We start from the raw sequence: 25,575 nt of genomic DNA, 5'->3' as shown, positions 1-25,575 counted from the left end.
CTTGTGAGGTGGTCCATGAGCGCCGATCCAGTGGTCACGAATCCGGACCTGTACACGGTGATCTTCGAGAACGAACGGGTCAGGGTGCTGCGCTACCGTGACCGGCCGGGCGACTCGACCAGCCCGCACGGCCATCCCGACAGCGTGATGGTCACGTTGTCGTCCTTCAGCCGCCGCCTCACCTCGGGCGGGCAACAGGTCGAGCTGGACCTGGAGGCGGGGCAGGCGCGGTGGGTCGGCGCCCAGGAGCACGCGGGGCGGAACATCGGCGACACCGAGTCGCACGCGATCTTCGTCGAGCTCAAGGAAGGGCCGGGCGGTGTCCTGGCCGGGGGGCCGCTCGGCCCTGCTCCGTGAGGTGACCGGCCGGGTTCAGAACTCGCGGAAGCCCGGCCCCAGGGCACGTACCGACCGGCCTTCGAGGTTCTGCCGTCGCCGCCCGGACCTGGTGCATCGAACGCCTGCTGGCGGGTGCCCCCGCCGGATGCGCGCCTTCGGTGCTTCGCTCGGTCGCCGTTGGCCTGATGCCGCCGGGAGTGCACGGGGCTGAGGCCGTCGGAGGCGATCACGATCGTCTCCAGCCTGCCGTCGTGGTTCTGCCCGGCGGTGGGGAGGGGGCTCGGCGGGCGGTGCCGGTCGTTCTCGAGCCCTCCGTCCGCGAGCGGTTCCCCTGAGATCAGCCGCCCTCGTGCTGCCGGCCGTGCCACGGGCGGGCGTCCTGGCCGCGGGCGAAGACCTAAAGGCGCCCGTCCTGGTTGCGGCTCACGAGGTCTCGGCCGGACGGAGGGCGCTGCTCCCGTGCTCCTCGTCCGCCTCCGCCGCGGTGGGAGTGGGCCGCTCGCGCGGGGGCAGCGGCTGCGTGGTGTAGAAGCGGATCTCGTGGCCGTCCGGGTCGTGCAGGCCGGGCAGGATCCAGCCGATGGTCGCCTCGTGCACGCCGGCGTGGCGGTCGCCGGACGCGGTCAGGTGGGCGGCCAGATCCTCGAGGGCCTGCTTGTCCGGCACGCCGATGGCGAAGTAGTCGAAACCCGCGGCGGCCTTGGCCCGCTCCGGGTCCAGCCGCAGCGCCAGTACGGGACCGCCGTCCGGATGGGCGAGCGCGTAGCCCATCGGCACGCCCTGCTCGACGAACTCGATGTCGATCTCGTACCCGAACCGGGAGCGGTACCAGGCCAGGGAACGGTCCAGGTCGGTGACCGGAAGCTTGAGGTGGTGCACGCCGTCCAGGCGCGGGAGGTGTGACACGGGAATCCCCTCCTTGCAGTTGCACTGCATCGATGCAGTTATACTGCATTTTGTGCCGGACCCCGTCAAGCGCGATCTGCGCGCCGCCCGCATCGCCGCCACCGAGGAGAAGATCCTTACCGCCGCCACCGAGCTGTTCCTCCGCAACGGCTACGCGGCCACCACCCTGACCGCCGTCGCACAGTCCGCCCAGGTCGGGGACCGCACCGTCTACCTGCGCTTCGGCACCAAGGCCGCGCTGCTCAAACGCTGCGTCGACGTCGCCTACGCCGGTGACGGCGCGGCCGTCGACATCACCGGCCGCGACTGGTACGTCCGCGCCGGCACCGCCCCCACCGCCGAGGAGCGCATCGCCGCCCTGGCCGGGGCCGGCCGCCGGATGGCCGAACGCGCCGGCGACCTGCTGGCCGTCGCCCTGCAGGCCGCTCCCACCGAGCCGGACCTGGCCGCCGCCGCCCGGGCCGGCCGCGAGGCCACCCGCGCGAACATGCGCGCCTTCTGGGACAAGATGGCCGCCGACGGGCTCCTGGCGAGCGGGCACGACCTCGACTGGCTGACCGACACCACCGCCGTCCTGGTGCATACGGAGACGTACCTGCTGGGCCGGGAGATGATGAGCTGGGACGCCGACACCTACGAACGCTGGCTCACCGACACCCTCACCCGCCTGCTGACCCCCACTCCACCACCCCACCCCACAAACGCCCCACACTGACCCCCGGGGGCGTACCCGGTCACGAGCCGGAGGGATGGGAGCGGTGGCGCGGCGTCCCTACGGGTTGGCGGCCTGGTGCAGCGGTGGTGCGGCGTCCCGGATGTGAGAGGGCGGTCGCGGTGGGTTGTGGGCGGGGGACATGACTCGGGCCAGGCGTTGAGGCCTGGCCCGGGGTCATGCGTGTTGCCGGTCGGCGGTTACTGGGTGGGGGGCTCCGGCGGGGTGGGGGTGTCGGTGGGGGCGCCGGTGTCCGTGGAGGTCACGGTCGGGGTCGGGGTCTCGGAGGGGAGATCCGTGGGCGGCGCGCACGTCGGGATGTCCGTCGGGACGTCCGTGGGGACGTCGGTCGGGGCGCCTGTGGGGGTGTCGGTCGGGACGTCCGTCGCGGTCGGCGTCGGCGTCGGGGTGGGGGTCGGCGTCGGGGTGTCGCTCGGCGGTGGCGCGGGGGCCTGGGCCGGGGCGTCCGGGACGTCCGGGGATTCCGAGACCGAGGGCGACGGCGTGGCGGTCGGCGGTTCGGACGGCGGAAGCGGGGACGTCGGCGGAGCCGGCTGACAGGTGAACGTCACCGTCTCCGTCGGCCCCGGCACGGTCACCGTCGGGCCGGGCACGGTCACGGTCGGGCCGGGCTGGGTCACCGTGGCGGTCACCGTGGCCTGCTCGGTCACCGTGGACGTCACGGTCGCCGTCGCGCCCGGCGCGGCCGTGGCGGTCGGCGAGACCGTCACGGTGCGGGTCGGCCAGGGGAGCGGCCTGACCTTGACGGCCGGCTTGCCCCTCGCCTTGTACGTGCCCTTGCCCAGCTTCTTCGTGGTCTGCCCGGCCCCGGTGGTGACGGGGATCTGGGCGGTGGCGCTCCTGCAGGACTTGCTCCTGCACACCTTCTGCTTCACGGTGAAGCGGGCCGCTCCGTCGTACTTGACGGACACATTCAAGTACGAGACGCCCTTCTTCTTGACCACCTTCGTCGTGGCGGTGTAATCCCCGACCGAGGGCGTCGCAGTGGGCGTCGCCGTCGGGGTCGCGGCGACGGGTAACGCCACCTGCGCGCCGGAAGGAGAATCGGTTGAACGTAGGGGATCGGTGGCTGATGTCTGGGTGATCGCGACTCCGCCGGCTCCGGCCAGTGCAACAGCGCCGAGCAGCGCGCCCAGGATGGAAAATCTCATAATCCTGCTCTTGTGGGAGATTTCAGGACGCAGATCATTATTCCGACTTGTCAAGATTGGTCAAGACTGAGACGCATGAACAGGCGCTATCGGTTCCGGCGGGCGGTGAACTATCTGAACCTCGCCACCCCGCTCGGCCTACTCATCTCCTTCGTCGGCGGCGCGGCCCGCCGGCCCGGCCCCGACGGGCTCATCCTCGCCTTCGGCTACCGCTACCGCTTCCCCGTCGCGGGCGCGTTCACGGTGGGGAACGTCGTCCTGACCAGGTGGGACGAGCTGGACGACCGGCTCATCCGACACGAAGGACGGCACGCCACCCAGTGGGCCTGCTGCGCCGGACTGCCGATGCTCCCGCTCTACCTGCTGGCCATGCTCCTGTCGGTCGTCGTGTGCGGGCATCAGGCGTCGTACAACGTGTTCGAGCGGCTGGCCGACCTGGACGACGGTGGCTATCCGCGCGCGCCCGTGTGGTGGCGGAGACGACGGCATAACGGCTGACCCATTACCCCGACCTCAATGTTTCGCCTGGCCGAGGCGGGAGCTGAACCGGCCCAGCGCGACGGCCGCGATGGCGAGGCCCGAGATCACCCCGGCCGACAACACCGACGCCGTGGACGGCCCCACGACCGCCACCCCGGCCACGGCCAGACCGGAGACCAGCGCGGCCACCGCGACGTACGCCCAGGTGGCCAGGCGTACGGCTCGCAGCCGCGCACCCTCGGACGGGAGCGTGCGGGACAGCAGCCAGGACAGGGCCGGCAGGAGGAGCACCCCGTGCATGAGCACGGCGTGGGCCGGTTTGAGCGCGGTGGCCACCGTGTAGGCGAGCTGCTGGTTGCCCGTCATCACCGCCACGACGCCACGGGCGATCATCACGCCGCCGAAGACCATGGACGCCAGCAGCGTGGCGAAGCCGGCGCGTACGGCCAGACGGGTGCTCGGGGCGACCTCCGGCGCCGGGCGGAAGGCGGCGACGGTCATGGTGATCGCGATGACGATGAGCGTGATGCCGAACGCGGCCAGCGTGCGGGCGATGGCCGTGTCGAGGGGGGTCTCCATGTTGAAGTGGGACGGCACGCCGCGCCACGCCTGAAGGGTGATCAGCGCCACCTCGACCGTGGAGGCCACCGCGAACGCCCCGAGGACGAACGCGCGGGCACGAAGCCGTAACCACTGGGACACCCAGGTCAGGGTCAGCACGCTCAACCCGAACGACACCCCGAACGTGAACGGCTTGCGCCACGACACGGCCCCCTCCCACGGGCCGCCGGCCACGACGAGCACGCCCAGGTGCGCCAGGCCCACGAGCAGGAGGAAGATCCCGACGGAGTACCAGAGGCGATCGGAGTACCGGAGGCGATTCATGCGGCCATGCTGACAGCGGCCGTGGTCCGGGCGCGTCGGACCACGGTCTGGCCTTCGACTACACCCACGGTCGTACACCGGGCGCGCCACCCGCCCCTCGCCGGCCCGTCCTCCAGCGAAGAGGGGGCGGCGGTGGGGGTCAGGGGGTGAGGGTGAGGGTGTGGACGGCTGCGTTCTTCACGGACTCGGGCTTGGAGTACATCGGGAGCAGGTCGCCCCGCGCCCAGGGTTCGGCCTGGTCCCAGTAGTTGTCGTGGAAGGCGTGCCCCGAGGCGCCCGTCAGGTTGATCCAGCGGGACTTGTCCAGGTCCGACAGGTCGACGACCATGCGCATCGACGGCACCGCCGTGACCCCGTACCCCTTCTGCACGTTCCACCCGGTCGCGTTCACCGCGTCCTTGTTGCCGGGCACGGCGAACGGGCCGCGGTTGAACAGCGCCTCCACGGGCGCGAGGCCCGAGGTGCCGAGCGTGCCGTTGACCAGTTCGAGCTGGTGCAGGTCGCCCCACTTCCAGGACTTGACGTCCGTGCCGAACAGCTCGGACAGCTCCTGGTACGCCGAGGCCATCGCCTGCCGCAGCATGTCGTCGCGGGTCTCGGTGAGGTTCTCGGTGGTCACGTCGTCCCAGAAGGGGTCGTCGGGGGCGGTGAGCAGGTTGGCGACCACGTCGTACCAGCGGTCGCCGCCGGCGGGCCACACCTGCTCGGGCAGGTCGTCGTCGAACGTGAGCATGAGCAGGTGCCGCCACACCGCGTTGTAGTAGGCGGCGGGGGCGGAGTCGAGGCCCTGGGAGTGGTCCCACGTCCGCAGCAGCTCGCGGGCCTGGCGGGCGGCCCCGGCCAGGTCCACCCGCAGCAGGGCGGGCACCAGCGTCCCGGCGAACTCGTTGGAGGTGTCCTGCTGGATGTCCGACATCGTCCCGGCGTCGACCTTGCCCTTGCCGATCGCGGACTCGACGAGCTCGCGGATGCGCTGGGAGCGGTAGCCGTAGGACCAGTCCTTGGTCAGCAGCGGCTGGTAGCGGCGGGGGTCGATGACGGCGTTGTTGGCCGTGACGACGAACCCCTCGGCCGGGTCCTCCACCGTGGGGAGCTGCTCGTAGGGGATGGGCGCGGCCTTCCAGTCGTACTCGCCGGTCCAGCCGGGCACCGGCCAGGTGCCGTCGCCCTTCTCCCGTACGGGGATGCGCCCGGGCGCCTGGTAGCCGATCTTGCCGCTGGTGTCGGCGTAGATCAGGTTCTGGGACGGCACCTCGAACAGCGCCGCCGCCGAGCGGAACTCGGGCCAGTCGCCCGCCTTGTTGAGCGCGAAGATCGCGTCCACGGTCCTGCCGGGGGTGAGGGCGGTCCACTGCAGGGCCACGGCGTTCGCCTCGCCGCTGGGGCGGGCGTCCGCCATCACCTCGTTGATCAGCGGGCCGTGCCGGGTGCTCTTCACGGTGATCGTGACGGGGTCGCCGCCGGCGACCTTGATCTGCTCCTGCCTCGTCTCCAGCTTGACCTGCTCGCCCTTGTACAGGTACGTGTCGCCGTCCACCTTCTCCAGGAAGAGGTCGGCCACGTCCGGCCCGAGGTTCGTGAACCCCCACGCGATCTTGTCGTTGTGCCCGATGATCACGCCGGGCACGCCGGAGAAGGTGAACCCGGTGACGTCGTACGGGCACTGCTCGGACAGCTTCCTGCAGTGCAGCCCGGCCTGGTACCAGACGGACGGCATCTGCGGGGACAGGTGCGGGTCGTTGGCCAGCAGCGGCTTGCCGCTCGTGGTGTGCTCGCCGGAGACCACCCACGAGTTGGAGCCGATGCCCTCGCGCTCCTCGCTGCTCATCGTGCTCGGCACGGCGTCGAGCGTCGCGGCGGCCTGGGAGAGCGCTCGGACGCCGCCGATCCGCGGCTCGGCCTGCTGGTCGTAGCGGCCCTGGGCGAGCGCGCCCTCGCCGACGATCGGGGTGTGGCGGTCGTAGGGGTAGCCGGGGTAGAGCTGGTCGACGCGCTCCTTGGGCAGCTTGGTCAGCGCCAGGGCGCGGTCGATCTCGTCCTCCATGTTGGAGCGCAGGTCCCACGCCATGGCCTTGAGCCAGGCGACGGAGTCGACCGCGGTCCACCTCTCCGGCCGGTACTCGCCGTTCTGCAGCTTGAGCACCGAGTACTCGAGGCTCCGGTCGGAGGCGTTGGGGTTGGCGTCCAGCCAGGCGTTCACCCCTTTGGCGTACGCGGCCAGGAAGTCCTGGGTCTGCCGGTCGAGGGCGGGCAGCTCCTGCTCGGCCACCCGGCGCCAGCCCATGGTCCGCAGCGCCTTGTCGTTGCCGAGCGTGGCCTTGCCGAACAGCTCGGAGAGCCGTCCGGCGGTGGTGTGGCGGCGGAAATCCATCTCGAAGAACCGGTCCTGGGCGTGGACGAAGCCCTGCGCCATGAACAGGTCGGCCGCAGTGTCGGCATAGATGTGCGGGATCCCCGATTTATCGCGATAAATCTCGACTTTTCCGGTTAGACCCGGCAGCCGCAGCGACCCGTCCACCTGCGGGAACGACTTCCGTACCGTGTACACCAGAACCCCGGCCAGCACGAGCGCCAGCACGAGAAGCACGGTCAACACCCGGGCGAACCACCGCAAAGGCCACGGCATCCACGCAAAGGGTCTCACCGATACCTCCATCTTGCCGAACTGGAACAAGTCTGGCAGTACCGGCTCACTGCTCCGGCCGTTTCAGGTGGTCGGAGCGGCCGCGCGCGGGGGGCTCCCGGTCAGAGGGCCCAGCTCTGTCCCTCCGGGGTGTCGGTGACGCGAACCCCCAGGTCGGACAGCTCGTCCCGGAGCCGGTCGGCCGCCGCCCAGTCGTTGGCCTCCACCGCCCGCTCCCGCTGCGCCAGCAGCTCGCCGGCCCCGGCGGGCGGCACCCGCGGCTTGCCGATCTCCGTGGACAGGTCGAGCGCCAGCACCTGGTCCAGGTGCAGGAACGTCTCGAACTTCGACCCGGGCGCGACCGACCCGTCCAGCTCCAGCTCCCGCAGGACGGCCAGCGCCGCCGGGGTGTCCAGGTCGTCGTCGAGGGCCGCCCCGACGCGCTCGGCGTACGACGAGGCCATGGGCGCGCTGGGCGACTCCGACCACTCGGCCACCCGCGCCCGCCACCGCCGCACCGTGCGGTCGGCGGCCCGCAGGACGTCCCAGTCGAGGTCGGGCCGCTCCCGGTAGTGGTGCCCGAGGAAGGCCAGGCGTGCCGCCAGCGGGTCGAGCCCCGCCGCCACCACGTCGGACAGCAGCACCACGTTGCCCGCGGACTCCGCCATCTCGCGCCCGTCGAACAGCGGGCGCTCGCCGTGCACCCAGTGGCGCACCACCTCGTGGCCGGTCGCCGCGTCCGACTGGGCGCGCTCGTCCTCGTGGTGCGGGAATCGCCGGCCGGCGTCGCCGAGGTGCAGGTCGATCCGTTCGCCGAGGAAACGCAGCGACAGCGCCGAGCACGCCACGTGCGGGCCGGGCAGGCCCCGCCCCCAGGGCGCGTCCCGGGCCTGGTCGCCGTGGGCGGGCCGCCACAGGGCCCAGTCGGCGTGGAAACGTTTGTGCGGATCGGCGGCGTCGATCGGGTCGGCGGGCTTGAGGTCATCCAGACGAGTGCCGGAGATCTCCCCGTACGCCGGGAACGTCCGTACATCGAAGTACACCGAACCGTCCGGCGCCGGGTAGGCGTGCCCCCGCTCGACGAGCCCGGCGACCAGCTCGATCATCAGGTCGACCGTCTCCCCGGCGCGCGGCGCGTGCTCCGGCGGCCGCAGGTTGAGCGCGGCCGCGTCGTCCCTGAACGCCTCCTCGTGGACGCGGACCAGGTCGCGCGCCGACGGCTCCTCGCCGGGACGCCCGAGGTCGGCGACGTGCCGGCCGGCCACGACCCGGGTACGCCGCCCCTCCAGGACCCTCCTGACCAGGTCGGACAGCACGTACGTGCGCAGGTCGCCCAGATGCACGCGGCGGTGCAGCGCCGGCCCGCACGTGTACACGCGCACCGCCCGCCCGCCCGAGATCTCCTCGACCTGCCTGGCCCGGGTGTCGTGGATCCGCAACATCACCCGAGCCTAGCCCTCACCCGCCGAGGAAGCCGAGGATGTCCCTGTCCCCGCGCTCGCGCAGCCTGGCCAGCACCTCCTCGCGGGTGGCCGTGTCGGGCAGCCCGATGCGGGCGCCGATCAGCCGCAGCCCCTCCATCTCGGAGTGCACCGGGGCGGTGTAGCCGATGAGGTAGAGCGCCCGGTTCAGCGGCGGCATCGCCACGGCGGCCGCGGGCAGGTAGCGGGTCAGCAGCTCGCCGCCGTCGGAGACGGTCAGGAACACGTGGTCGCCCTCGCTCGCCTTGAAGTCGGCCAGCACGTTGCGGATCGACCCCATGATCGGCTGGTTGTGCCAGCTGATCACCACGTCGCCCGAGGGCGTCGAGGCGGTCAGCGACCCGCCGGGAGCCATGCCCAGGTAGGCGGCGAACCCGGTCGGCAGGGGCGAGCCCGACCCGCGCAGGTGCTCGGCGTTGACGTCCACGCGGTGCCACCACCGTCCGTCGCGGGAGCGGAAGCTGCGCCGCGTCTCCGAGACGTCCTTGCGCGGCTGGTACGGCTCCGACTCCCCGGTCGGCGACGTCCCGGCCACTCTGATCCAGCCCCGCTGCGTGCGTTCGAACCCGGGGCCGCCCGAGTAGGCGCGCACCGAGCTCTCGCTCACGTCGTAGCGGGAGGTCAGGTTCGTCACGATCGTGCTCACCGAGGCCTCGCCGCCGGCCCGCTCGATCTCCCTGGCGATCATCTCCCTGATGCCCAGGTACTCGTCGCCGCCCCACCTGGTCAGCCCGTACTTGTTCCGGTCCACCCGGTGGAAGCGCTCGTCGGCGGTGAGCTGGTTGCGGATGCCGACCAGGCTGTAGTCCTCGCCGATGCGTTCCTGGATCTCCTCGGGCGACAGCGGCGTGCCCGCCACCGCCAGCACCGCCTCGGCCTTCTCGTTGATGCTGCGCGGCCAGGGCACCACGTGCCGGCCGAGCACCCGGAGCTGCGGCACGGCGAGGATCCACCGCTCGGCGACGTCCTCGCGGACGCCGAGCTGGGCCACCATGGACACCGCCTCGTCGAGCGGCCGCGGCCCGTCGGTGAACAGCTGCCGCGTCTTCTCCCGCAGCTCGTCGGCCCCGCCGGAGACCAGCCACCCGTCGGCCTGCTCGTAGCCGGTCAGCAGCGTACGGATGAACCGCCACGCGGGGATGCCCAGCGTGCGCAGGTCGCCGCGGTGCCACGGCACGGCGGCCGCGAGGTCGTCGGCCGGGACCGCCGACCCGAGCCTGCCTCTCAGCCACGTCACGTGCGCCACCAGCGCCGCCGCCTCCGGCGAGCCCAGCCAGGCCTCCACGTGGTCGCGCAGGTCCCGCTCGATCTGCCTGATCCGCTCGCGGGTGACCGAGAAACGCTGCGCCAGCTCGTCGAGCGTGGCGCGCTGCGCCGCGTAGAGCCGGTCGCGGGCGATGGCGCGCTGCCGGTCGTCGAGCGCGGCGAACACCGCGTCGATCAGCTCGGGAAGGGGTTTGTCGGGCCGGGCCGGGACGGGCAGGGCGGCGGGCGCGGGTTCGAGCAATCGCTCGAACACACCGGTGAACAGCTTCTGCACCACGTCCTTGCCCAGCGACTCCGGCGTGCGCTCGGCCTCGGCGGGGTCGGAGAAACGCAGCAGCGGCAGGATGTCGCCGAGCAGCAGGTGCCCCCAGCAGGCCACGGCCAGATCGGCCAGGTGACCCGCCACGGTCTGCGTCCCGACGATCGCGCACGCGCGGTCGAGGGGGATCGCCTGCCACCAGGCCTCGGGCAGCTGGGGCTCCTCCACGATCGGCGCGATCTGACCAGGGGAGGTCCAGCGCAGGGGTGGCGCGAGGTCGCTCAGGCTGAGGTTCATTGAGGTCCAACCGGCAAAGGGAAGATATCCGCAGTTCAGACTATGTGATCAGGGGGACAGAAATGGGCTCCCCCTTCCGGAATGCGAGATATAGAGCATCGTTCGGGCCCGTGTGCAGGCGACGAACAGTATGCTCCGCTCGCGTTGCAGCGCTCGAGCCCGCGCGGCCGGCTCCTCGGGCAGCGATCCGGGCACCACGCCCTCCGCCACGCCGACGAGCGCCACCCGTTCGAACTCCAGGCCCTTCAGATGCTGGAAGGTCGCCACGCGCACGTCCAGCCCGTCCAGAGCGTCCCGGGCGGCGCGAGCCAGCGTGGGGGTGCGCGCCCCGACGGCGATCTCGCCCTCCGGCACGCCGTCCGCAAGCCAGCCGCCGACCGTGGCGCGCAGCCCGGCCAGTTCGGACTCGGGCGTGTCGTACGCCCGGACCACCGGCCGCCGTCCGTTGTGCGTGGCGCGGTATCCGAACAGCTCGGCCACGCCCTTGACCAGGCCGTTCGCCGGGCCGCCGCCGCGCAGCCGGACCACGTAGGACAGGATCTCCTGCGGCAGCCGGTAGGAGATCCGCAGGTCGTGCTGGACGGCCGGGATGCCCACCGCGCCGAGCGCCACCCGCGTGTCGGTCACCCGCTGGTGCGGGTCGCCCACCACGAACAGGTCGTCGTGCGCGTGCGGCGCCGCCGCCCGCAGCAGCCGCCACTGCGCCGGGCTGATGTCCTGCGCCTCGTCCACCACGATGTGCCGGTACGGCTTGCGTCCCGGCTCCACGTCGTCCAGCAGGTCGCCGGTCGTGATCGACAGCAGCCTGATCGCCTCGTCGGTGAGCTGGGCCAGCGACCGGGCCCCCGGGCCGACCAGGGCGGGACGGCGTCCCTCCGCGTCGGCGACGATCCGCATGGCCAGGCGCTCGGCGTTGTCCACCTCGACGCGCTTGCGCACGGTCTCGTCGTCGATCAGCACGTCCAGCCGGCCGGACAGCTCCTCGGCCAGGCTCTGCGAGAACGTCACCAGCAGCACCGGGCCGCTGCCCCGCGCCGCCAGGTGGGCCGCCCGGTGCAGGGCGACGATCGTCTTTCCGGTGCCCGCGCCGCCCACGACCAGCACCGGCTGCTCGTACCGTCCGGCCCTGGCCAGCCGGTGCTGCGTGGGGTGCAGGAACGTGCACCAGTCCGGAGCCCCGAGCACCCGGTCGAGCTCCACCTTGTCGGCGGCGAACACCGCGCGGTCCGGGCTGCGCAGCAGCGCCGCGTGCAGGTCGTCGGGGTCGATCGCGCCCGTCTCCTCGTCGCGGGCGCGCCAGTTGTCCAGCTCGCGCCACGCCTCCGACAGCGTGCCGCCCCGGGCCAGGACGGCCAGCGGCGCGTACTGGGTGGGCGGCAGCAGCGGTTCGAGCGCGGCCACGTCGGCCTCGGTGGAGATCAGCCTGACCAGGGGCAGCGCGTGCACGTCGATGCCGAGCGCGAGCAGGTCGCCGTCGCAGATCTGCTCGAACAGCCGCGAGGGGCGGGCCGACCTGCGTAAGGCGGGTTCGACCCGGTCCAGGGTCTCGGCGTCCCACTCCTCGACGACGCCGATCACGGGGTTGACGCCGTACCGGTGGCGCTGGGCGTACGACCACGCCTCCGGATCGGGCCGCACGGCGAGCAGCCAGTAGACGTCGCGCTGCCGGACCACCACGCCGCGATGCCCGTCGGCCAGGCGCAGCGTGGCGACCTTGGCGTCCCGGCAGCCCCGCACCCGCTCGGGGTGCGGGGCTCCGGAGACGTTCAGCAGGAACCGGCGCAGCGCGACCACGGCGTCCCTGCGCACCGGCTGAGCCAGTGCGCCGAGCTCCCCTGGGAGGTCAGGGCCGATCGCGAGCCGCGGCACGGGCGGTCAGTCCAAGAGGGCGAGCAGGTCGCGGTCGCCGCGTTCGCGGAGCCTGGTGAGCAGGTCGGGCAGCCCGACGGGGCCGGTGAGCCCGATCCTCGTCGCGATCACCCTGGCCGCCTGGTCCCGGGTGCCGCCCGGCGCCGTGTAGCCGACCAGGCGCAGCGCCTTGGTGATGCTCTCGGCGTTCTGGGCGGCGACCGGCAGGTGACGGGCGCGCAGCACGCCCTCGTCCGACAGCGTGAGGAACAGGTGGCCGCCCTCCTTGGCGCCGACGTCCACGAGCAGGCGCTCGATGGACTCCAGCACCGGCCTGCCGTGCCAGGTCATGGTCAGCTCGCCCGCCGCGCTCCTGACCGCCCGGCTCTCACCGGGGGACAGGCCCAGGTAGGCCGCGAAGCCCGTCGGGAGGGCGCACTCGCCGCCGGCGAGCTGCTCGGCGGTCACGTCGATCCGCAGCCACCAGCGGCCGTCCGGCTGGCGGAAGCAGCGCCTGGTCTGGGAGACGTCCTTGAGCGGCTGGTACGGCTTGTTCTGCTCCGCCCCCCCGCCGTTGCCCTCCGCGGGCGGCGGCGCGGCCGGCGTGAACGCCTGGAACTGCGGCGGACCGGGCGGGCCGGCCGGGGGCGGCGGCGCCGGCATGGGTGGCGGCGGCAAGGGCGGCGGCGGTTGCATCGCGCCGAACGCCGAGTGCGGCTGCTGGAACTCCACCGGTGGATTCGGCTGCGCGGGCAGCGTGGCCAGCACGAACTGCCAGGCCGGCACCTCCAGCGCGCGGATCTCCCTGGCGTGCCAGTCGGCCGCGCCGATCAGCTGCTCCTTGGGGGCGGCCGGGCCCAGCGTCCTGCGCAGCTCGTCCAGGTGGGCGCGGTACGGCGCGGCCTCCTCGCTGGCCAGCCACTGGTCGAGACGGACGCGCAGCTCCTGCTCGGTGGCGGAGATGTCGGCCGGGGGGACGGCGAACAGCCTGGCGAGCTGGTCGACCGCCGAGGGCTCGTCGGTGAAGACGCGGTTCTGGGCCACGGCCCAGCTCTTGTCGTCGAGCCCGGCGAACGCGGCCTCGATCAGCTCGGGCAACTCCTCGCCGCCCACCTCGGCGGACTCGGCGTGCGGACCCGCGGCCTGCCCGTTCCCGGGGTGCCCGGCGTGCGCCTCCGGCTCGGGGTGCTCAATGAGCGCCTCGTGCTCGGCGTCGGCCTCGGGCTCGGCGTGTCCGGCCTCGGGTTCGGCGTGCTCCGCGTCCGCTTGGTGCTCGGCGTGCTCCGCGTCCGCTTGGTGCTCGGCGTGCTCGGCCTCGGCGTCCTCGGCCTCCGCGTGCTCGGCGTCGGCCTTGTGCTCAAGGTGTTCGGCGTCCGCCTCGTCGGGCTCGGCGTGGTCGGCGGGTGCCTCGGGTTGTGCGGCCCCGGCCGGCTCCTCGTCCCGCCCCTCGGAAACCTCAGGGACCTCAGGGACCTCAGGGACGTCGGCGGAGCTGTCGGCGTCGGCGGGTTCGTCGTGGTCCGCCGAGGAGAAGGGCTCCGGCTCGCCGCCGACACCCTCCGCCTCCAGCGCGGCCGCCTCCTCGGCGGCGGGCTCGGGCGCGGGCTCCTCGGCGGCGTCGAGCACGGGCTCAGGCTCGGGCCGCGGGACCTCCTCGACGACCGGCTCCGAGTCGGCGTCGAGCACCCGCTCGCCGCCACGGTCAGCCGTCTCCTCGACGGCCTCCTCGGCAGCCTTGTCCTCATGGAACGCGGGCTCATGGGCGACGTCCGCCGCCACGACGGCGTCCGCCGGGGCCGCCGGCACGTGCGCCTCGACCTGCCGCCCACCCGCGTACGGATGCGCCAGCCGGACGAGCACCGCCCCGAACAGCGTGTTGAGCACCGGCCGGGCCTGGATGAACGGCTGGTCCACCAGCTCCCGCCCGGTCAGCGAGAGCAGCCCCGTCCACGACCCGGCGCGGTCGAGCGCGATGGCGACGGCGGGTTCGTCGGCCTCGTCCGGGTCCAGGACGTGCAGAGCCGGCAGGACGTCACCGACGGCGGCGGCCGGCCAGTGCTCCAGCGCGATCTCCGTCAGCAGCTCGCCCAGCGACTCCGGGCCGATGGCCGCGAGCACCAGCGGCATGGGCAGGCTTCGCCACCACGCGTCCGGCAGATCCGGCTGCCCGGTCAGTAGCGTGATCGTCGACGCGTCGCTCCACCTCAACGGTGGAACGAGGTCGCTCAGGCAGAAGTTCATCCCGTTCCGTTCACCAGCCCCTCACGCCGCCGGAGCGGCGCAGCCAACATCTCGCCGCCCACGGAACAGACCATAGTCCGGCAAAACAGCCCTACGCATCATGCACTACGCATCAGCGCCGAACAGCGGCAAAGCGTAGACGCACGTAGTCGGCCATCCAGCCCGTCTCCCTGCGGAGGGCGGGCGCGGCCAGCTCGTTGACCCGTCCGAGCAGGGGGTCGACGATCTCCGGCGGCAGTCCTTCGAGCACGGACGAGGCGAACATGCGCACCCAGTCGGCGGCCCCGCCGGGGCACTCGTCGAGCGGCGTCGGCCGGTCGAAGTACTCCAGCAGCCGGACCACGAAGCCCTCCTGCTCCAGCCGGCGCGCGTACTCGGCGGGCGTGGGGAAGTACCAGGGCAGGTCGGGCTCGCGCAGGCCGTACTCGCGCCAGGCGGTCAGCATCGCGGCGGTCAGCTCCGCGCAGTTGCCCGCGCCGCCCATCTCCGCGACGAACCGGCCGCCCGGCTTCAGCGCCTCGCGGACGCTGGCGATCACGGCGGCGGGATCGCGGCTCATCCAGTGGAGTGCCGCGTTGGAGAAGACGGCGTCGTACGGGTCCACCACGGTGAAGTCGTGGCCGTCGCCGATGATGAAGTCGATCCCCGGGTACTGGGCCAGCGCCTTCTCGATCATCGCGGCGGAACCGTCGATGCCCAGGACGTCCGCGCCTCTGAAGGCGATCTGCGCGGTCAGCACCCCGGTGCCGCACCCGAGGTCGAGCACGCGCTCCCCGGGCTGCGGGTCGAGCAGGTCGACCAGCGGCGCGCCCTGGGTGGAGACGTACCCGAAACTGCTGTCGTAGGCGCGACTGTTCCACCGCTCCAAGCTCGGTGCGTCGTATCGCAAGACGATCAGCTCACATTCGTCAGACATCGGGCCCCCGTGGCCGTGCTGTCCGTTCACTTTAGAGCCTGATCGTCTCTACGACATATCAAGTCACAACGGACTCATCCCACGCTCTTGCTCCATTCCCGCTTGAGGTACGCCTTCGCCGCGTCCGTCTGCGGGATCGTCATGAGCACGGGAGGGCCGGCGGCCTTGGGCAGCCGGGCGGCCTGCTCGGTGTCGAGCTTGCCCTTCATGAGCATGGCCTCGCCGCGCGCCGGACGGGCGTAGCCCTTCTGCAGCAGGTTCTGGCCCTCGTCGGAGAACAGGAACTCCTGCCACAGCCGGGCGGCGGCCGGATGCGGGGCGGTCTTGCTGATCGCCTGGACGTGGTAACCGCCGAACGGCGCGTCGCGCGGGATCGTCACCTCCCACGAGTCGGCGTGGTCGGCGCTGCGGGTCGCGTTGAGGTGGTCCCAGTCGATGATCACATTCGCCTTGGCCGGTTCGACGAGCTGCCCGGCCTGCTTGAGCCGGGCAAACAGGTCCACCCCCTGCCTGGCGTCCGGCCTGGCCCCGGCCTTCATGGACGCGGCCATCACGCCGCCGAACGCCGCCGCCGAGCGCAGCGGGTCGCCGTCGAGCGCGACGCGGTAGCCGGGCTTGAGCAGGTCGGCGAACGAGGCCGGGGCCTTGACCTCGCGCGGGTCGTAGCCGATCGACATGTAGCCGCCGTACACGCCGTACCAGGCGCCCTTGGGGTCCTTGACGTGGTCGGGCAGGTCCTGCCAGCCCGTCACCTTGTACGGCGCGAACTTGTCGGCCCCGTAGACGGCCATGTCCAGAGTGAGATCGAACACGTCCGGCTTGAGCTGGGCGGCGGCGTCGAGCTCACGCCTGCTGCTGGCGCCCGGTTCCAGCTCGTTGACCTTGATGTCGTACTTGTCGGCGAAGGTGTCGATGATCTCGCCGTAGTTCACCCAGTCGTGCGGCAGGCCGATCACGGTGAGCTGGCCCTCGCGCTTGGCGGCCTCGGCCAGGCGCCCCATCGTGCCGAAGCCCTGCTTCAGCGAGGCGGCCCGGACGTTGAGCACCGGCAGGTCCTTGGACCCCTCGGATGTGGACTGGGACGTGGACGCGCCGCATCCGGCGCTGGCGAGAACGGCTGCTACGGCGGCGCAGATACGTACGGTCACACAACGAATACTTACCGTTACTTCGCCCGAGGTCGAGGAGGCGCGACCGGAACGACCTTGGCCGCGACCAGCGTTTCCTCGTCGATCTCCACCAAAGTGCCGTCCCGCTTGCGAACTCTCAACACGCCGCCCGTCCAGGATTCGAGCACGCCGACGGCGTCTCGGAAGCCTTCAGGGACGCGTCTTCGAGTGGTGATCCGTGCGCCTATGTCCTGAGTTGTGATCGCGACGACGAGGCGTGCGGCCATGAGTTTGCCACCCTCCGTTTCGGCCAGCTGGCAAGCACGGCAATACTAGGGCGTAGCAAACCGCGGTCAGAGTCATGCCATGGTGCGGAGAAAAAGGAGCTCGAGGTGACCTACGTCATCGCGCAGCCTTGCGTGGACGTCCTGGACAAGGCGTGCATCGAGGAGTGCCCCGTCGATTGCATCTACGAGGGCGAGCGCATGCTTTACATCCACCCCGACGAGTGCGTGGACTGCGGCGCGTGCGAGCCTGTGTGCCCCGTCGAGGCCATCTTCTACGAGGACGACCTTCCCGAGCAGTGGAAGGACTTCTACAAGGCGAACGTGGACTTCTTCGAGGATCTCGGCTCGCCGGGAGGCGCCTCGAAGGTCGGCAAGATCGAGAAGGACCACCCGGTGGTGGCCGCGCTGCCGCCGCAGGGCGAGGACCACTAGCGAGTCGCGTGCGCCGGGGCCGTCCACGTCGGGCGGGCCCCGTGCGCCCGTGTCCGCGGCAGGCGTGTACGGCCCCGAACGACCCTGGAGAACCGTGAACAAGCTGCCCGACTTCCCCTGGGACCGGCTCGAACCGTACAAGGAACGTGCCCTGGCGCATCCCGACGGCATCGTCGACCTCTCGGTCGGCACCCCCGTCGACCCGGTGCCCGAGGCCGTCCAGCAGGCCCTGCGCGATTCCGCGGACAGCCCCGGCTACCCGCTGACCCACGGCACGAAGGCGCTGCGCGAGGCCGCCGCGGGCTGGCTGCGGCGCCGCCACGGCGTCACCGTCGACCAGCAGGACGTCCTGCCGCTGATCGGCTCCAAGGAGTTCGTCGCCTGGCTGCCGACCTACCTCGGCGCCCGGCGGGTGGTCTTCCCCGAGCTGGCCTACCCCACCTACGACGTGGGCGCCCGGCTCGCCGGCGCAACCGCCACCGCCTCCGACAGCACGCTGTCGGTCGGCCCCGAGCACGTCGACCTGCTCTGGATCAACTCCCCGGGCAACCCGACCGGGCGCGTGCTGCCCGCCGAACATCTGCGCAAGGTGGTCTCCTGGGCGCGCGAGCGCGGCACGGTCGTGGCCTCCGACGAGTGCTACATCGAGCTCGGCTGGGAAGAGCAGCCGGTCTCCATCCTCCATCCCGACGTCTGCGGGGGCTCCCACGAGGGGCTGCTCGCCGTCCACTCGCTCTCCAAGCGCTCCAACCTGGCCGGCTACCGGGCGGGGTTCGTGACGGGCGATCCCGTCCTGGTCAAGCGGCTCCTGGAGACGCGCAAGCACGCCGGCATGCTCATGCCGAAGCCGGTCCAGGACGCGATGACGGTCGCGCTCGGCGACGACACGCACGCCGAACGCCAGCGCGAGCTCTACTCCGCGCGGCGCGCCGTGCTGCGTCCCGCGCTGGAACGGGCGGGGTGGACGATCGACCATTCGACCGCCGGTCTGTACCTATGGGCGTCGAATGGGCAGAACGCCTGGGATCAAGTGAGTAAGCTTTCCGAAATCGGGATTTTGGTCGCGCCGGGAGACTTCTACGGATCGGCTGGTGGACGGCACATCCGCGTCGCGATGACCGCCACCGACGAACGCATCAGTGCGGCCGTGCGCCGCCTCCAGTAGGATCGCCCGTCGTAGCGCACGGACAAATTGAAAAAGGCGTCTGCCGAGACAGACCGCGAGTGGAGCGAGCTGATCGATGAGCATGACCTCCATGGTCGTACTCGGGCTGAGCATCGCCACCGTCCTGTTGTTGCTGGGGGCGTTCGTGGCCACCATGCGGCAGGACAGGAGGGGCCGGTCGAGCGCGCCGCCGCCACCGGTCGAGGTCGCTCCGGTCGAGACCCCGCTGCCGGCGCCGGTCGAGGCCCCCGGGCATGCCGGCACCGACTACGCCGACCCTCGCACGATCCAGGTCGCCGACCGGATCGAGGTGCACGGCTCCCCCTACCGGGTGCTCGGCGCGATGCACGTCTCCTGGCAGGGCCAGCAGTGGATCGAATACCTGCTGCGCGACGTCGCCCGCCGCCGCCTGTGGCTCTCGGTCGCGGTGCGCGAGGGCAAGGCCGCGGGCGAGGCGTCCCATCTCGAGGTGCTGTTGTGGACCGAGGTGCCGACGCAGGGCATGGTCCCGGCCAAGAGCATGCTGATCATGGAGGGCGTGGAGTTCTTCCCGATCCAGCGCGGCACCGCGGCCTTCAGGAGCGAGGGCGAGACCGGCAACCCCGAACGCGGCCTGCTCGACTTCGCCGACTACCACGCCTCCGACGGCCGCCTGCTCTCCTTCGACCGCATCCAGGGCCACGCCTGGACCGCCAGCTACGCCCAGCCGCTGCCGCCGGGCTCGATCACCATCATCACCCGCGCCACCTGACGTCCGCGCCGGAGCTGCGGCGGGAGGTCAGGACAGCTCGACCTCGCCGTCGCCGGCCTGGCCGCCCTTCTTCCAGCCGTCCGCGTCGACGTCGTTGACCCAGGTCGCGCCGCTGTAGCCGACGCGCCGCAGCTGGTACTTCTCCGCGTACGCCACCGACCAGGACGCCACCAGCCAGCCCCGCTTCTTCGTCGTGATCGCCGGGTCGCCGAGCGCCCTGGCGAGCTGCTTGCGCGCCTCGGCGGTCCTGGCCTGCGGCGCGGGCGTCTGCTTGGGCGGCGGATACCAGCAGTGGACGGACCTGGGCACCCGGCCGGTGAAGGCGGCGGCCAGGATCTTGGCGTCCTGCTCGTGCTGCGCGTACGCGTAGCCGCCCGCGGACCGCTGCACCTCCTGGGCCGCCTCGGCCAGCGGCAGCTTGCGGTAGTTCTTGACCTTCACCAGGGCGGCGAAGAACTTGTTGCTGGCGTAGACCGGGTCCATCAGCTGCTTCTTGCGCCCCCAACCCTGCGACTCGCGCTGCTGGAACACGCCCACCGAGTCGCGGTCGCCCCACGAGAGGTTGCGCAGCTTCGACTCCTGCAGCGCGGTGCCGTACGCGATCACGACGGCCCGCTCGGGCAGGCGGCGGCGGGCCGCGACGGCGGCGATGGTGGCCGAGACCTGCGCCTGCTCCGGATCGAGGGTCAGGACGCCCTCGGGGGTGCGCACCATGCAGAAGGCCTCCGGGAGGACCAGCGGCGTCGCCCGCTTGAGCAGGAGGTAGAGCCCCACGGAGACGCCGACGGCGAGGACCACGACGATGATCGCGATGGTGATGACTCCACGGGAGAAGCGCAGGCGCACCCTGAAGAACCTACCCGGCCGGATAAGCTCCGTGGCCATGAGTCACGTGATGTCCCCGGTGGTGGACGAGCTGTGGGAACGACGCGCGGAGCTGTCCCCGGCCGACGTGGAGGCGCGCATCCAGGTGGTCGGCGCCGTCGACCTGCTGGACAAGGGTGAGGCGAGGGTCGCCCGCCTGGTCGGCGGCGAGGTCGTGGTGGACGAGCGGGCCAAACGCGCGATCCTGCTCGCCTTCCGGCTGCTGGGCATGGCACGTTCCCAGGTGGGCGACTTCCAGCACCACGACAGGGTGCCGCTCAAGACGTCCTTCGAAGGGGTGCGGGTGGTGCCGGGCGCCATCGCGCGCTGGGGCTCGTACCTGGCGCCGGGGGTGGTGCTGATGCCGTCGTTCACGAACATCGGCGCGTACGTGGACTCGGGCACCATGGTCGACACGTGGGCCACGGTGGGCTCATGCGCCCAGATCGGCAAGAACGTGCACCTGTCCGGCGGAGTGGGCATCGGCGGCGTCCTGGAGCCGCCGGGCGCGGTGCCGGTCGTCGTGGAGGACGACGCGTTCATCGGCAGCCGCTCGATGATCGTCGAGGGCGCGCGGGTGGGCCGGGGCGCGGTGATCGGGGCGGGCACGATCCTGTCCGGCACGATCCCCGTGATCGACGTCCAGACGGGCGAGGAACTGGCCCGGGGCAGGGTGCCCGACTGGTGCGTGGCGGTCGGCGGCACGCGGCAGAAGGAGTTCCCCGGCGGCACGTTCGGGCTGCCGTGCGTGCTGGTGATCAAGCGTCTGGAGCCGGAGCAGCGGCACGACAAGGCGGCACTCAACGAGGTGCTGCGCGAACATGGAGTGAACACCTGATGCTGGACCTGACACAGGACGTACGCACGCTGACCGCCGCGATCGTGGACATCGAGTCGGTGAGCGGCGACGAGAAGGCCCTGGCCGACGCGGTCGAGCGGGCGCTGTCCGCGCTGCCGCACCTGAAGGTCGACCGCTCCGGCGAGACGATCGTGGCCCGCACCGACCTCGGCCGGGCCGAGCGGGTGCTGATCGCGGGCCACCTCGACACGGTCCCGGTCGCGGCCAACCTGCCGAGCCGGGTGGAGGGCGACCTGCTCTACGGCTGCGGCACCTCCGACATGAAGGCGGGCGTGGCGGTCGCGCTGAAGCTGGCGGCCACCGTCCCGGCCCCCAACCGCGACGTGACGTACGTCTTCTACGATTGCGAGGAGATCGAGGCCGAGCGCAACGGCCTGACCAGGGTCGCCAGAGACCACCCCGAGTGGCTGGCGGCCGACTTCGCGGTGCTGATGGAGCCGACCGACGGCGAGATCGAGGGCGGCTGCCAGGGCACCCTGCGCGCCGACGTCACCGTGACCGGCAAGCGGGCCCACAGCGCGAGGTCGTGGTTCGGCGTCAACGCCGTCCACGGCATCGAGCCGGTGCTGGCCAGGCTCAACGCCTACGAGGCGCGGCTGCCGGTGGTCGACGGGCTGGAGTATCACGAGGGGCTCAACGCGGTCGCGGTGAGCGGCGGCGTGGCAGGCAACGTCATCCCCGACGAGTGCGTGGTCACCGTCAACTACCGCTTCGCCCCCGACCTGACGGTCGAGCAGGCCGAGCAGCACGTGCGCGAGGTGTTCGAGGGCTACGAGGTGAGCTTCCTCGACGCGGCGCCCGGGGCGAGGCCGGGCCTGACGCATCCCGTGGCCGCCGCCTTCGCCGCCGCGGTCGGCGGCACCCCGCGCGCCAAGCTGGGCTGGACGGACGTCTCCCGCTTCTCCGCGCTCGGCGTCCCGGCCGTGAACTACGGCCCCGGCGACCCGAACCTGGCGCACCAGCAGGGCGAGTACGTGTCGCTGCCGAAAATCACGGAGAGCGAGCGGGCCCTGCTGAACTGGCTGACAAAATGAAAGTGGCTTTCCTCGCCGGCCATTTGGCGGGGAAAGCCACTTTCAGTCCCGAGCAGCACCCTCGGCAGTTAGACGCAGGGGGGTCGAAATTCGGTTCCCTGCTTTTCCCAAGATTTTTTCGGAGCCTTCATCTGGCCTTCGACCTGGGCGTTCATCCTCGAAGTGCCCGCTTAGGCGGGCGCGGCCCGGGTCGGGAACGGCACCGCGGGCCGGTACGGAGAGGACTAGCGTGACCACCATGGAACAGAAGCAACGAGCCGAACGCCGTCAGGGGCAGGCGGTCGTGCGCGGGAGTCTCGTCCCCAGCTCCACCCACGACCAGCGGCTGCTCGACCGGCAGGGCCCGTCCGACTGGGTGCACATGGACCCGTGGCGGGTGCTGCGCATCCAGGCCGAGTTCGTGGAGGGGTTCGGCCAGCTCGCCGAGCTGCCCGCGGCGATCACGGTCTTCGGCTCGGCCCGCACCCCCGAGGGCACCCCCGAATACCAGATGGGCCGGCGGCTCGGCCGGGCGCTGGCCGAGTCCGGCTACGCGGTGATCACCGGCGGCGGCCCCGGCGTCATGGAGGCGGCCAACCGGGGCGCCTCCGAGGTCGAGGGCGCGGTGTCCGTCGGGCTCGGCATCGAGCTGCCGTTCGAGCAGCGCATGAACGACTACGTCGACCTCGGCATCGAGTTCCGCTACTTCTTCGTGCGCAAGACGATGTTCGTCAAGTACTCGCGCGGCTTCATCGCCCTTCCGGGCGGCTTCGGCACGCTCGACGAGCTCTTCGAGGCGCTGACGCTGGTCCAGACCCACAAGGTCACCTCGTTCCCGGTCGTGCTGATGGGCTCGGAGTTCTGGGGCGGCCTGCTCGACTGGATCAAGAGCACCCTGCTCGGCACCGGCAAGATCGCCGCCCAGGACCTCGACCTGATCTCCGTCACCGACGACCCCGACGAGGCCGTGCGGATCATCGCCGACTCCGACCGGGCCCGCTCCCACCAGCGGGAGGAGGAGCTGGAGGCCGCCGCCGCCCAGACCGCGGAGCCCCAATAGGCTGTCGGCCCGTGAACATCTGCGTCTTCTGCGCCTCCAGCCTCCGCATCGACAGGAAGTACGTCGACCTGGCCCGAGAGGTGGGCGCCGAGCTCGCCAGGCGTGGTCACACGCTGGTGAGCGGCGGCGCCACGGTCTCGTGCATGGGCGCGGTCACCTCCGCCGCCCGTGCCGCCGGCGGGTTCACGGTCGGCGTGATCCCGCAGGTGCTGGTGGACATCGAGGTGGCCGACACCGACTCCGACGAGCTGATCGTCACCGACGGCATGCGCGAGCGCAAGGGCGTCATGGACGCCCGCTCCGACGCCTTCCTCGTGCTGCCCGGCGGCATCGGCACCCTGGAGGAGCTGTTCGAGATCTGGACGGCGCGGGTGCTCGGCATCCACGACCGCCCGCTGGTGATCCTCGACCCCTGGGGCCTGTACGAGCCGCTGCGGCAGCTCGTCTCCGGCATGCACGCCGAGGGCTTCACCCGGGCCGACGTCTTCGACGCGATCTCCTGGACGACCACGGTCGAGGAGGCGTTCGCCCACCTCGAGGCGCGTCCGCAGCCGGTCCGTCCGAGCGTCGCCGAGCTGGGTGAGGCCACCGGCTGACCAGCCCGCCCCGATTGCCCGCACTTGTGGTAGATCGCTGAACGTGCTCGTCCATATGAGTACGATGCCAATGTGCTGGTCATACTCGCCATCGCCGCGATCGCCATCCTGGCCTGCGTGGTCCTGGTCTCCCTCGGCAGAGGCGGGGAGCTGACCGAGTTCCCGCCGGACGTCCCGCCGCTCGACCTGCCCGAGGCCGGACAGCTCACGGCGGTCGACTTCATGGCGCTGCAACTGCCGGTCAACCTGGTCGGCTACCACACGCAGAGCGTCGACGAGACCCTGCGCCGGGCCGCCCAGGCCATCAGCGCCCGCGACACCAGGATCGCCGTCCTGGAGCAGCGGGTGTCGGAGCTGCTGTCCAGCCGGCTGCACGCGCGCCAGGAGATCTACGCCACGCCCGGCGCCGGGCTGCGCACCGACCACGAGCCCGAGGCGCCCACCGCGCCCAGGGAGCTGCCGGAGTCCGGCGACCCGGTCACGTCGAGCGGCGCGACGGTGGAGTGGGCGGGCGAGCCGGAGCTGCGCGACCCGTCGGAGGAGCCGGACTGGCGCGTCCCCGAGCAGGACGAGCCCAAGACCGACGAGCCCAAGACCGACGAGCCCGAGCAGGACGAGCCCGAGAAGGACGCCGACGACCCCGTGGGCGCGACCCTGGGCAAGGACAAGGACGAGGACGAGCGCCCGTGACCGAACTCATCCGGTGCACCTGGCCGGGCATGGGCGACCCGCTGTACATCACCTACCACGACGAGGAGTGGGGCCGCCCGGTCAAGGGCGACGACGAGGTCTTCGAACGCGTGGCGCTGGAGGCGTTCCAGTCGGGCCTGTCGTGGCTGACGATCCTGCGCAAGCGGGAGAACTTCCGCGCCGCCTTCGACGGCTTCTCGACCGTCAAGGTGGCCGCCTACACCGAGCGCGACGTCGAACGGCTGCTCGGCGACGCCGGGATCGTCCGCAACCGGGCCAAGATCGAGGCCGTCATCGGCAACGCCAGGGCCGCGCTCGACCTGCCCGAGGGCCTGTCGGAGCTGGTGTGGCGGTTCGCCGACCCCGACGCGCCGGTGCCCCGGACGATGGCCGACGTGCCCGCCATCACCCCCGGCTCCAAGGCCCTGGCCAAGGAGCTGCGCAAGCACGGGTTCAGGTTCGTTGGCCCGACCACCGCATACGCGCTGATGCAGGCGATCGGGCTGGTCAACGACCACATCGAGGGCTGCCTGGCCCGCTGAGCGCCGCCGCTCAGCGGCCCCTGAACACCGGCCGTTCCTTGGCCAGGAAAGCGCGGGTGGCGTCCTGGTGGTCCTCGGTGGCCACGCACGCGTCCTGCAGGTCGGCCTCCAGCGCGAGCGAGTCGGCCAGCGAGTGCGTGGCGGAGTGGGCCAGCGCGCGCTTGGTGGCGGCGTAGGCCGCGGTCGGCCCGGCGGCCAGGCGTACGGCCAGCTCGTGGGCGGTCTTCGGCAGGTCGTCGGCGGGCACCACGCGCGTGACCAGCCCCAGGTCGAGCGCGGCGGACGCGTCGAGCGGCTCGCCGAGCAGCAGCAGCTCGGTCGCACGGGCCCGGCCGACCAGGCGCTGCAACGTCCAGGACGCGCCGGAGTCGGGGGCCAGCCCGATGCCCGCGAAGGCCAGCGCGAACTTGGCCTTGTCGGAGGCGACGCGCAGGTCGCAGGCGAAGGCCAGGGCCGCGCCGGCGCCCGCGGCGACGCCGTTGACCGCCGCCACGACCGGCTTGGGCATGGTCGCGATCAGCTCGACGATCGGGTTGTAGTGCTCGCGCACGGTGTCGGCCAGCCCGCGGCCCGCGGCCAGGTTGGCGGCGTGCTCGCGCAGGTCCTGGCCGGCGCAGAAGGCCCGGCCCGAGCCGGTGAGCAGCACCGCTCTGACCTCGGGGTCGGCCGCCGCCCTGCCCACCGCCGCCAGCAGCGCGGCCTTGACCTCGGCCGTGAGCGAGTTCATCGACTCCGGCCGGTCGAGGGTGAGGGTGGCGACGGCGTCGGCCATGTCGTAACGG

At 71.9% G+C, this 25,575-nt stretch carries 25 protein-coding genes; 12 read left to right on the top strand and 13 right to left on the bottom strand.

Going from position 1 to position 25,575, the window contains the following annotated elements:
- Positions 1–15 precede the first annotated feature (15 nt).
- Positions 16–357: a hypothetical protein gene (locus ABZ459_RS24805; protein WP_357974398.1), complete on the top strand. Its 342-nt coding sequence runs from the start codon at positions 16–18 to the stop codon at positions 355–357.
- 405 nt (positions 358–762) lie between these two features.
- On the opposite strand, the gene ABZ459_RS24800 is transcribed toward ABZ459_RS24805, so the two are convergent.
- Entirely contained in the window at positions 763–1,245 is a 483-nt protein-coding gene (locus ABZ459_RS24800; RefSeq protein WP_357974395.1) for a VOC family protein, read from the bottom strand.
- 52 nt (positions 1,246–1,297) lie between these two features.
- Between ABZ459_RS24800 and ABZ459_RS24795 the strand changes: the two genes are divergently transcribed.
- Positions 1,298–1,960, top strand: coding sequence for a helix-turn-helix domain-containing protein (locus ABZ459_RS24795; RefSeq protein ID WP_357974392.1), 663 nt, complete (start codon positions 1,298–1,300; stop codon positions 1,958–1,960).
- Between the two features lie 197 nt (positions 1,961–2,157).
- Here ABZ459_RS24795 and ABZ459_RS24790 read toward each other — a convergent pair whose 3' ends face one another.
- Positions 2,158–3,129 carry a hypothetical protein gene (locus tag ABZ459_RS24790; RefSeq protein WP_357974389.1) on the bottom strand — a complete coding sequence of 324 codons (972 nt, stop codon included), beginning with the start codon at positions 3,127–3,129 and terminating at the stop codon, positions 2,158–2,160.
- Between the two features lie 75 nt (positions 3,130–3,204).
- Between ABZ459_RS24790 and ABZ459_RS24785 the strand changes: the two genes are divergently transcribed.
- Complete coding sequence (locus ABZ459_RS24785) at positions 3,205–3,627, top strand: hypothetical protein (protein WP_357974386.1); 423 nt, start codon at positions 3,205–3,207, stop codon at positions 3,625–3,627.
- 15 nt (positions 3,628–3,642) lie between these two features.
- Here ABZ459_RS24785 and ABZ459_RS24780 read toward each other — a convergent pair whose 3' ends face one another.
- The 9 genes from ABZ459_RS24780 to ABZ459_RS24740 form a co-directional block, all read right to left on the bottom strand.
- The gene (locus ABZ459_RS24780) at positions 3,643–4,494 is read right to left on the bottom strand and encodes a hypothetical protein (protein ID WP_357974383.1); all 852 of its coding nucleotides are present in this window, start codon (positions 4,492–4,494) and stop codon (positions 3,643–3,645) included.
- Positions 4,495–4,633: 139 nt separating this feature from the next.
- The gene (locus tag ABZ459_RS24775) at positions 4,634–7,120 is read right to left on the bottom strand and encodes a penicillin acylase family protein (protein ID WP_357974899.1); all 2,487 of its coding nucleotides are present in this window, start codon (positions 7,118–7,120) and stop codon (positions 4,634–4,636) included.
- Between the two features lie 119 nt (positions 7,121–7,239).
- Positions 7,240–8,559: a cysteine--tRNA ligase gene (locus ABZ459_RS24770; RefSeq protein WP_357974380.1), complete on the bottom strand. Its 1,320-nt coding sequence runs from the start codon at positions 8,557–8,559 to the stop codon at positions 7,240–7,242.
- Between the two features lie 16 nt (positions 8,560–8,575).
- The gene (locus ABZ459_RS24765; protein ID WP_357974377.1) at positions 8,576–10,420 is read right to left on the bottom strand and encodes a sigma factor-like helix-turn-helix DNA-binding protein; all 1,845 of its coding nucleotides are present in this window, start codon (positions 10,418–10,420) and stop codon (positions 8,576–8,578) included.
- 48 nt (positions 10,421–10,468) lie between these two features.
- Entirely contained in the window at positions 10,469–12,289 is a 1,821-nt protein-coding gene (locus ABZ459_RS24760; protein ID WP_357974374.1) for a UvrD-helicase domain-containing protein, read from the bottom strand.
- 6 nt (positions 12,290–12,295) lie between these two features.
- Complete coding sequence (locus tag ABZ459_RS24755) at positions 12,296–14,395, bottom strand: hypothetical protein (RefSeq protein ID WP_357974371.1); 2,100 nt, start codon at positions 14,393–14,395, stop codon at positions 12,296–12,298.
- A gap of 226 nt (positions 14,396–14,621) precedes the next feature.
- Positions 14,622–15,398 (bottom strand): methyltransferase domain-containing protein, encoded by a 777-nt coding sequence (locus ABZ459_RS24750; protein WP_357974368.1) that lies wholly within the window; start codon positions 15,396–15,398, stop codon positions 14,622–14,624.
- A 101-nt stretch (positions 15,399–15,499) separates the two neighbouring features.
- The gene (locus ABZ459_RS24745; protein ID WP_357974365.1) at positions 15,500–16,573 is read right to left on the bottom strand and encodes an extracellular solute-binding protein; all 1,074 of its coding nucleotides are present in this window, start codon (positions 16,571–16,573) and stop codon (positions 15,500–15,502) included.
- 17 nt (positions 16,574–16,590) lie between these two features.
- Entirely contained in the window at positions 16,591–16,821 is a 231-nt protein-coding gene (locus tag ABZ459_RS24740; RefSeq protein ID WP_357974362.1) for a hypothetical protein, read from the bottom strand.
- A gap of 105 nt (positions 16,822–16,926) precedes the next feature.
- Here ABZ459_RS24740 and fdxA point away from each other — a divergent pair, with 105 nt between their 5' ends.
- The 3 genes from fdxA (at position 16,927) to ABZ459_RS24725 (ending at position 19,169) form a co-directional block, all read left to right on the top strand.
- Positions 16,927–17,253: a ferredoxin gene (gene fdxA / locus ABZ459_RS24735; RefSeq protein WP_106240826.1), complete on the top strand. Its 327-nt coding sequence runs from the start codon at positions 16,927–16,929 to the stop codon at positions 17,251–17,253.
- Between the two features lie 94 nt (positions 17,254–17,347).
- Positions 17,348–18,418, top strand: coding sequence for a succinyldiaminopimelate transaminase (gene dapC / locus ABZ459_RS24730; RefSeq protein ID WP_357974359.1), 1,071 nt, complete (start codon positions 17,348–17,350; stop codon positions 18,416–18,418).
- 76 nt (positions 18,419–18,494) lie between these two features.
- The gene (locus ABZ459_RS24725) at positions 18,495–19,169 is read left to right on the top strand and encodes a DUF4178 domain-containing protein (protein ID WP_357974356.1); all 675 of its coding nucleotides are present in this window, start codon (positions 18,495–18,497) and stop codon (positions 19,167–19,169) included.
- 27 nt (positions 19,170–19,196) lie between these two features.
- Here the strand turns inward: ABZ459_RS24725 and ABZ459_RS24720 are convergent, their stop codons facing one another.
- Entirely contained in the window at positions 19,197–20,054 is an 858-nt protein-coding gene (locus tag ABZ459_RS24720; RefSeq protein ID WP_357974353.1) for a hypothetical protein, read from the bottom strand.
- Between ABZ459_RS24720 and ABZ459_RS24715 the strand changes: the two genes are divergently transcribed.
- The 6 genes from ABZ459_RS24715 to ABZ459_RS24690 all read left to right on the top strand — a co-directional run bounded on the left by ABZ459_RS24715 (position 20,053) and on the right by ABZ459_RS24690 (position 24,793).
- On the top strand, positions 20,053–20,871 hold the full coding sequence (locus ABZ459_RS24715) for a 2,3,4,5-tetrahydropyridine-2,6-dicarboxylate N-succinyltransferase (RefSeq protein WP_352325370.1): 819 nt from the start codon (positions 20,053–20,055) through the stop codon (positions 20,869–20,871). The genes ABZ459_RS24720 and ABZ459_RS24715 overlap by 2 nt on opposite strands.
- The gene (dapE, locus tag ABZ459_RS24710) at positions 20,871–21,926 is read left to right on the top strand and encodes a succinyl-diaminopimelate desuccinylase (RefSeq protein WP_357974349.1); all 1,056 of its coding nucleotides are present in this window, start codon (positions 20,871–20,873) and stop codon (positions 21,924–21,926) included. The genes ABZ459_RS24715 and dapE overlap by 1 nt, the downstream gene beginning before the upstream one ends.
- Positions 21,927–22,164: 238 nt before the next feature.
- Positions 22,165–22,965 carry a TIGR00730 family Rossman fold protein gene (locus tag ABZ459_RS24705; protein ID WP_357974346.1) on the top strand — a complete coding sequence of 267 codons (801 nt, stop codon included), beginning with the start codon at positions 22,165–22,167 and terminating at the stop codon, positions 22,963–22,965.
- 11 nt (positions 22,966–22,976) lie between these two features.
- The gene (locus ABZ459_RS24700) at positions 22,977–23,561 is read left to right on the top strand and encodes a TIGR00730 family Rossman fold protein (protein ID WP_357974343.1); all 585 of its coding nucleotides are present in this window, start codon (positions 22,977–22,979) and stop codon (positions 23,559–23,561) included.
- 72 nt (positions 23,562–23,633) lie between these two features.
- Complete coding sequence (locus tag ABZ459_RS24695) at positions 23,634–24,251, top strand: hypothetical protein (RefSeq protein WP_357974340.1); 618 nt, start codon at positions 23,634–23,636, stop codon at positions 24,249–24,251.
- On the top strand, positions 24,248–24,793 hold the full coding sequence (locus tag ABZ459_RS24690; RefSeq protein ID WP_357974337.1) for a DNA-3-methyladenine glycosylase I: 546 nt from the start codon (positions 24,248–24,250) through the stop codon (positions 24,791–24,793). The genes ABZ459_RS24695 and ABZ459_RS24690 overlap by 4 nt, the downstream gene beginning before the upstream one ends.
- 10 nt (positions 24,794–24,803) lie before the next feature.
- Here ABZ459_RS24690 and ABZ459_RS24685 read toward each other — a convergent pair whose 3' ends face one another.
- The gene (locus ABZ459_RS24685) at positions 24,804–25,565 is read right to left on the bottom strand and encodes an enoyl-CoA hydratase-related protein (protein ID WP_357974896.1); all 762 of its coding nucleotides are present in this window, start codon (positions 25,563–25,565) and stop codon (positions 24,804–24,806) included.
- Positions 25,566–25,575 lie beyond the last annotated feature (10 nt).

The sequence above is a fragment of the Nonomuraea sp. NPDC005692 genome, assembly GCF_040631115.1.
Classification (GTDB): Bacteria; Actinomycetota; Actinomycetes; order Streptosporangiales; family Streptosporangiaceae; genus Nonomuraea.
Note: the sequence above shows the minus strand (reverse complement) of the source record. Positions and strands in the feature narration are given on the sequence as shown.

Bases quoted from the DNA above. Each gene is read 5' to 3' on its own strand.
- dapE (WP_357974349.1), top strand. From the start codon at position 20,871: ATGCTGGACCTGACACAGGACGTACGCACGCTGACCGCCGCGATCGTG.
- ABZ459_RS24790 (WP_357974389.1), bottom strand. From the start codon at position 3,129: ATGAGATTTTCCATCCTGGGCGCGCTGCTCGGCGCTGTTGCACTGGCC.
- ABZ459_RS24780 (WP_357974383.1), bottom strand. From the start codon at position 4,494: ATGAATCGCCTCCGGTACTCCGATCGCCTCTGGTACTCCGTCGGGATC.
- ABZ459_RS24715 (WP_352325370.1), top strand. From the start codon at position 20,053: ATGAGTCACGTGATGTCCCCGGTGGTGGACGAGCTGTGGGAACGACGC.
- ABZ459_RS24785 (WP_357974386.1), top strand. From the start codon at position 3,205: ATGAACAGGCGCTATCGGTTCCGGCGGGCGGTGAACTATCTGAACCTC.
- ABZ459_RS24755 (WP_357974371.1), bottom strand. From the start codon at position 14,395: ATGCCGCTGGTGCTCGCGGCCATCGGCCCGGAGTCGCTGGGCGAGCTG.
- ABZ459_RS24765 (WP_357974377.1), bottom strand. From the start codon at position 10,420: ATGAACCTCAGCCTGAGCGACCTCGCGCCACCCCTGCGCTGGACCTCC.
- ABZ459_RS24770 (WP_357974380.1), bottom strand. From the start codon at position 8,559: ATGTTGCGGATCCACGACACCCGGGCCAGGCAGGTCGAGGAGATCTCG.
- ABZ459_RS24720 (WP_357974353.1), bottom strand. From the start codon at position 20,054: ATGGCCACGGAGCTTATCCGGCCGGGTAGGTTCTTCAGGGTGCGCCTG.
- ABZ459_RS24705 (WP_357974346.1), top strand. From the start codon at position 22,165: ATGGAACAGAAGCAACGAGCCGAACGCCGTCAGGGGCAGGCGGTCGTG.
- ABZ459_RS24740 (WP_357974362.1), bottom strand. From the start codon at position 16,821: ATGGCCGCACGCCTCGTCGTCGCGATCACAACTCAGGACATAGGCGCA.
- ABZ459_RS24725 (WP_357974356.1), top strand. From the start codon at position 18,495: ATGAGCATGACCTCCATGGTCGTACTCGGGCTGAGCATCGCCACCGTC.
- ABZ459_RS24775 (WP_357974899.1), bottom strand. From the start codon at position 7,120: ATGCCGTGGCCTTTGCGGTGGTTCGCCCGGGTGTTGACCGTGCTTCTC.
- ABZ459_RS24805 (WP_357974398.1), top strand. From the start codon at position 16: ATGAGCGCCGATCCAGTGGTCACGAATCCGGACCTGTACACGGTGATC.
- ABZ459_RS24685 (WP_357974896.1), bottom strand. From the start codon at position 25,565: ATGGCCGACGCCGTCGCCACCCTCACCCTCGACCGGCCGGAGTCGATG.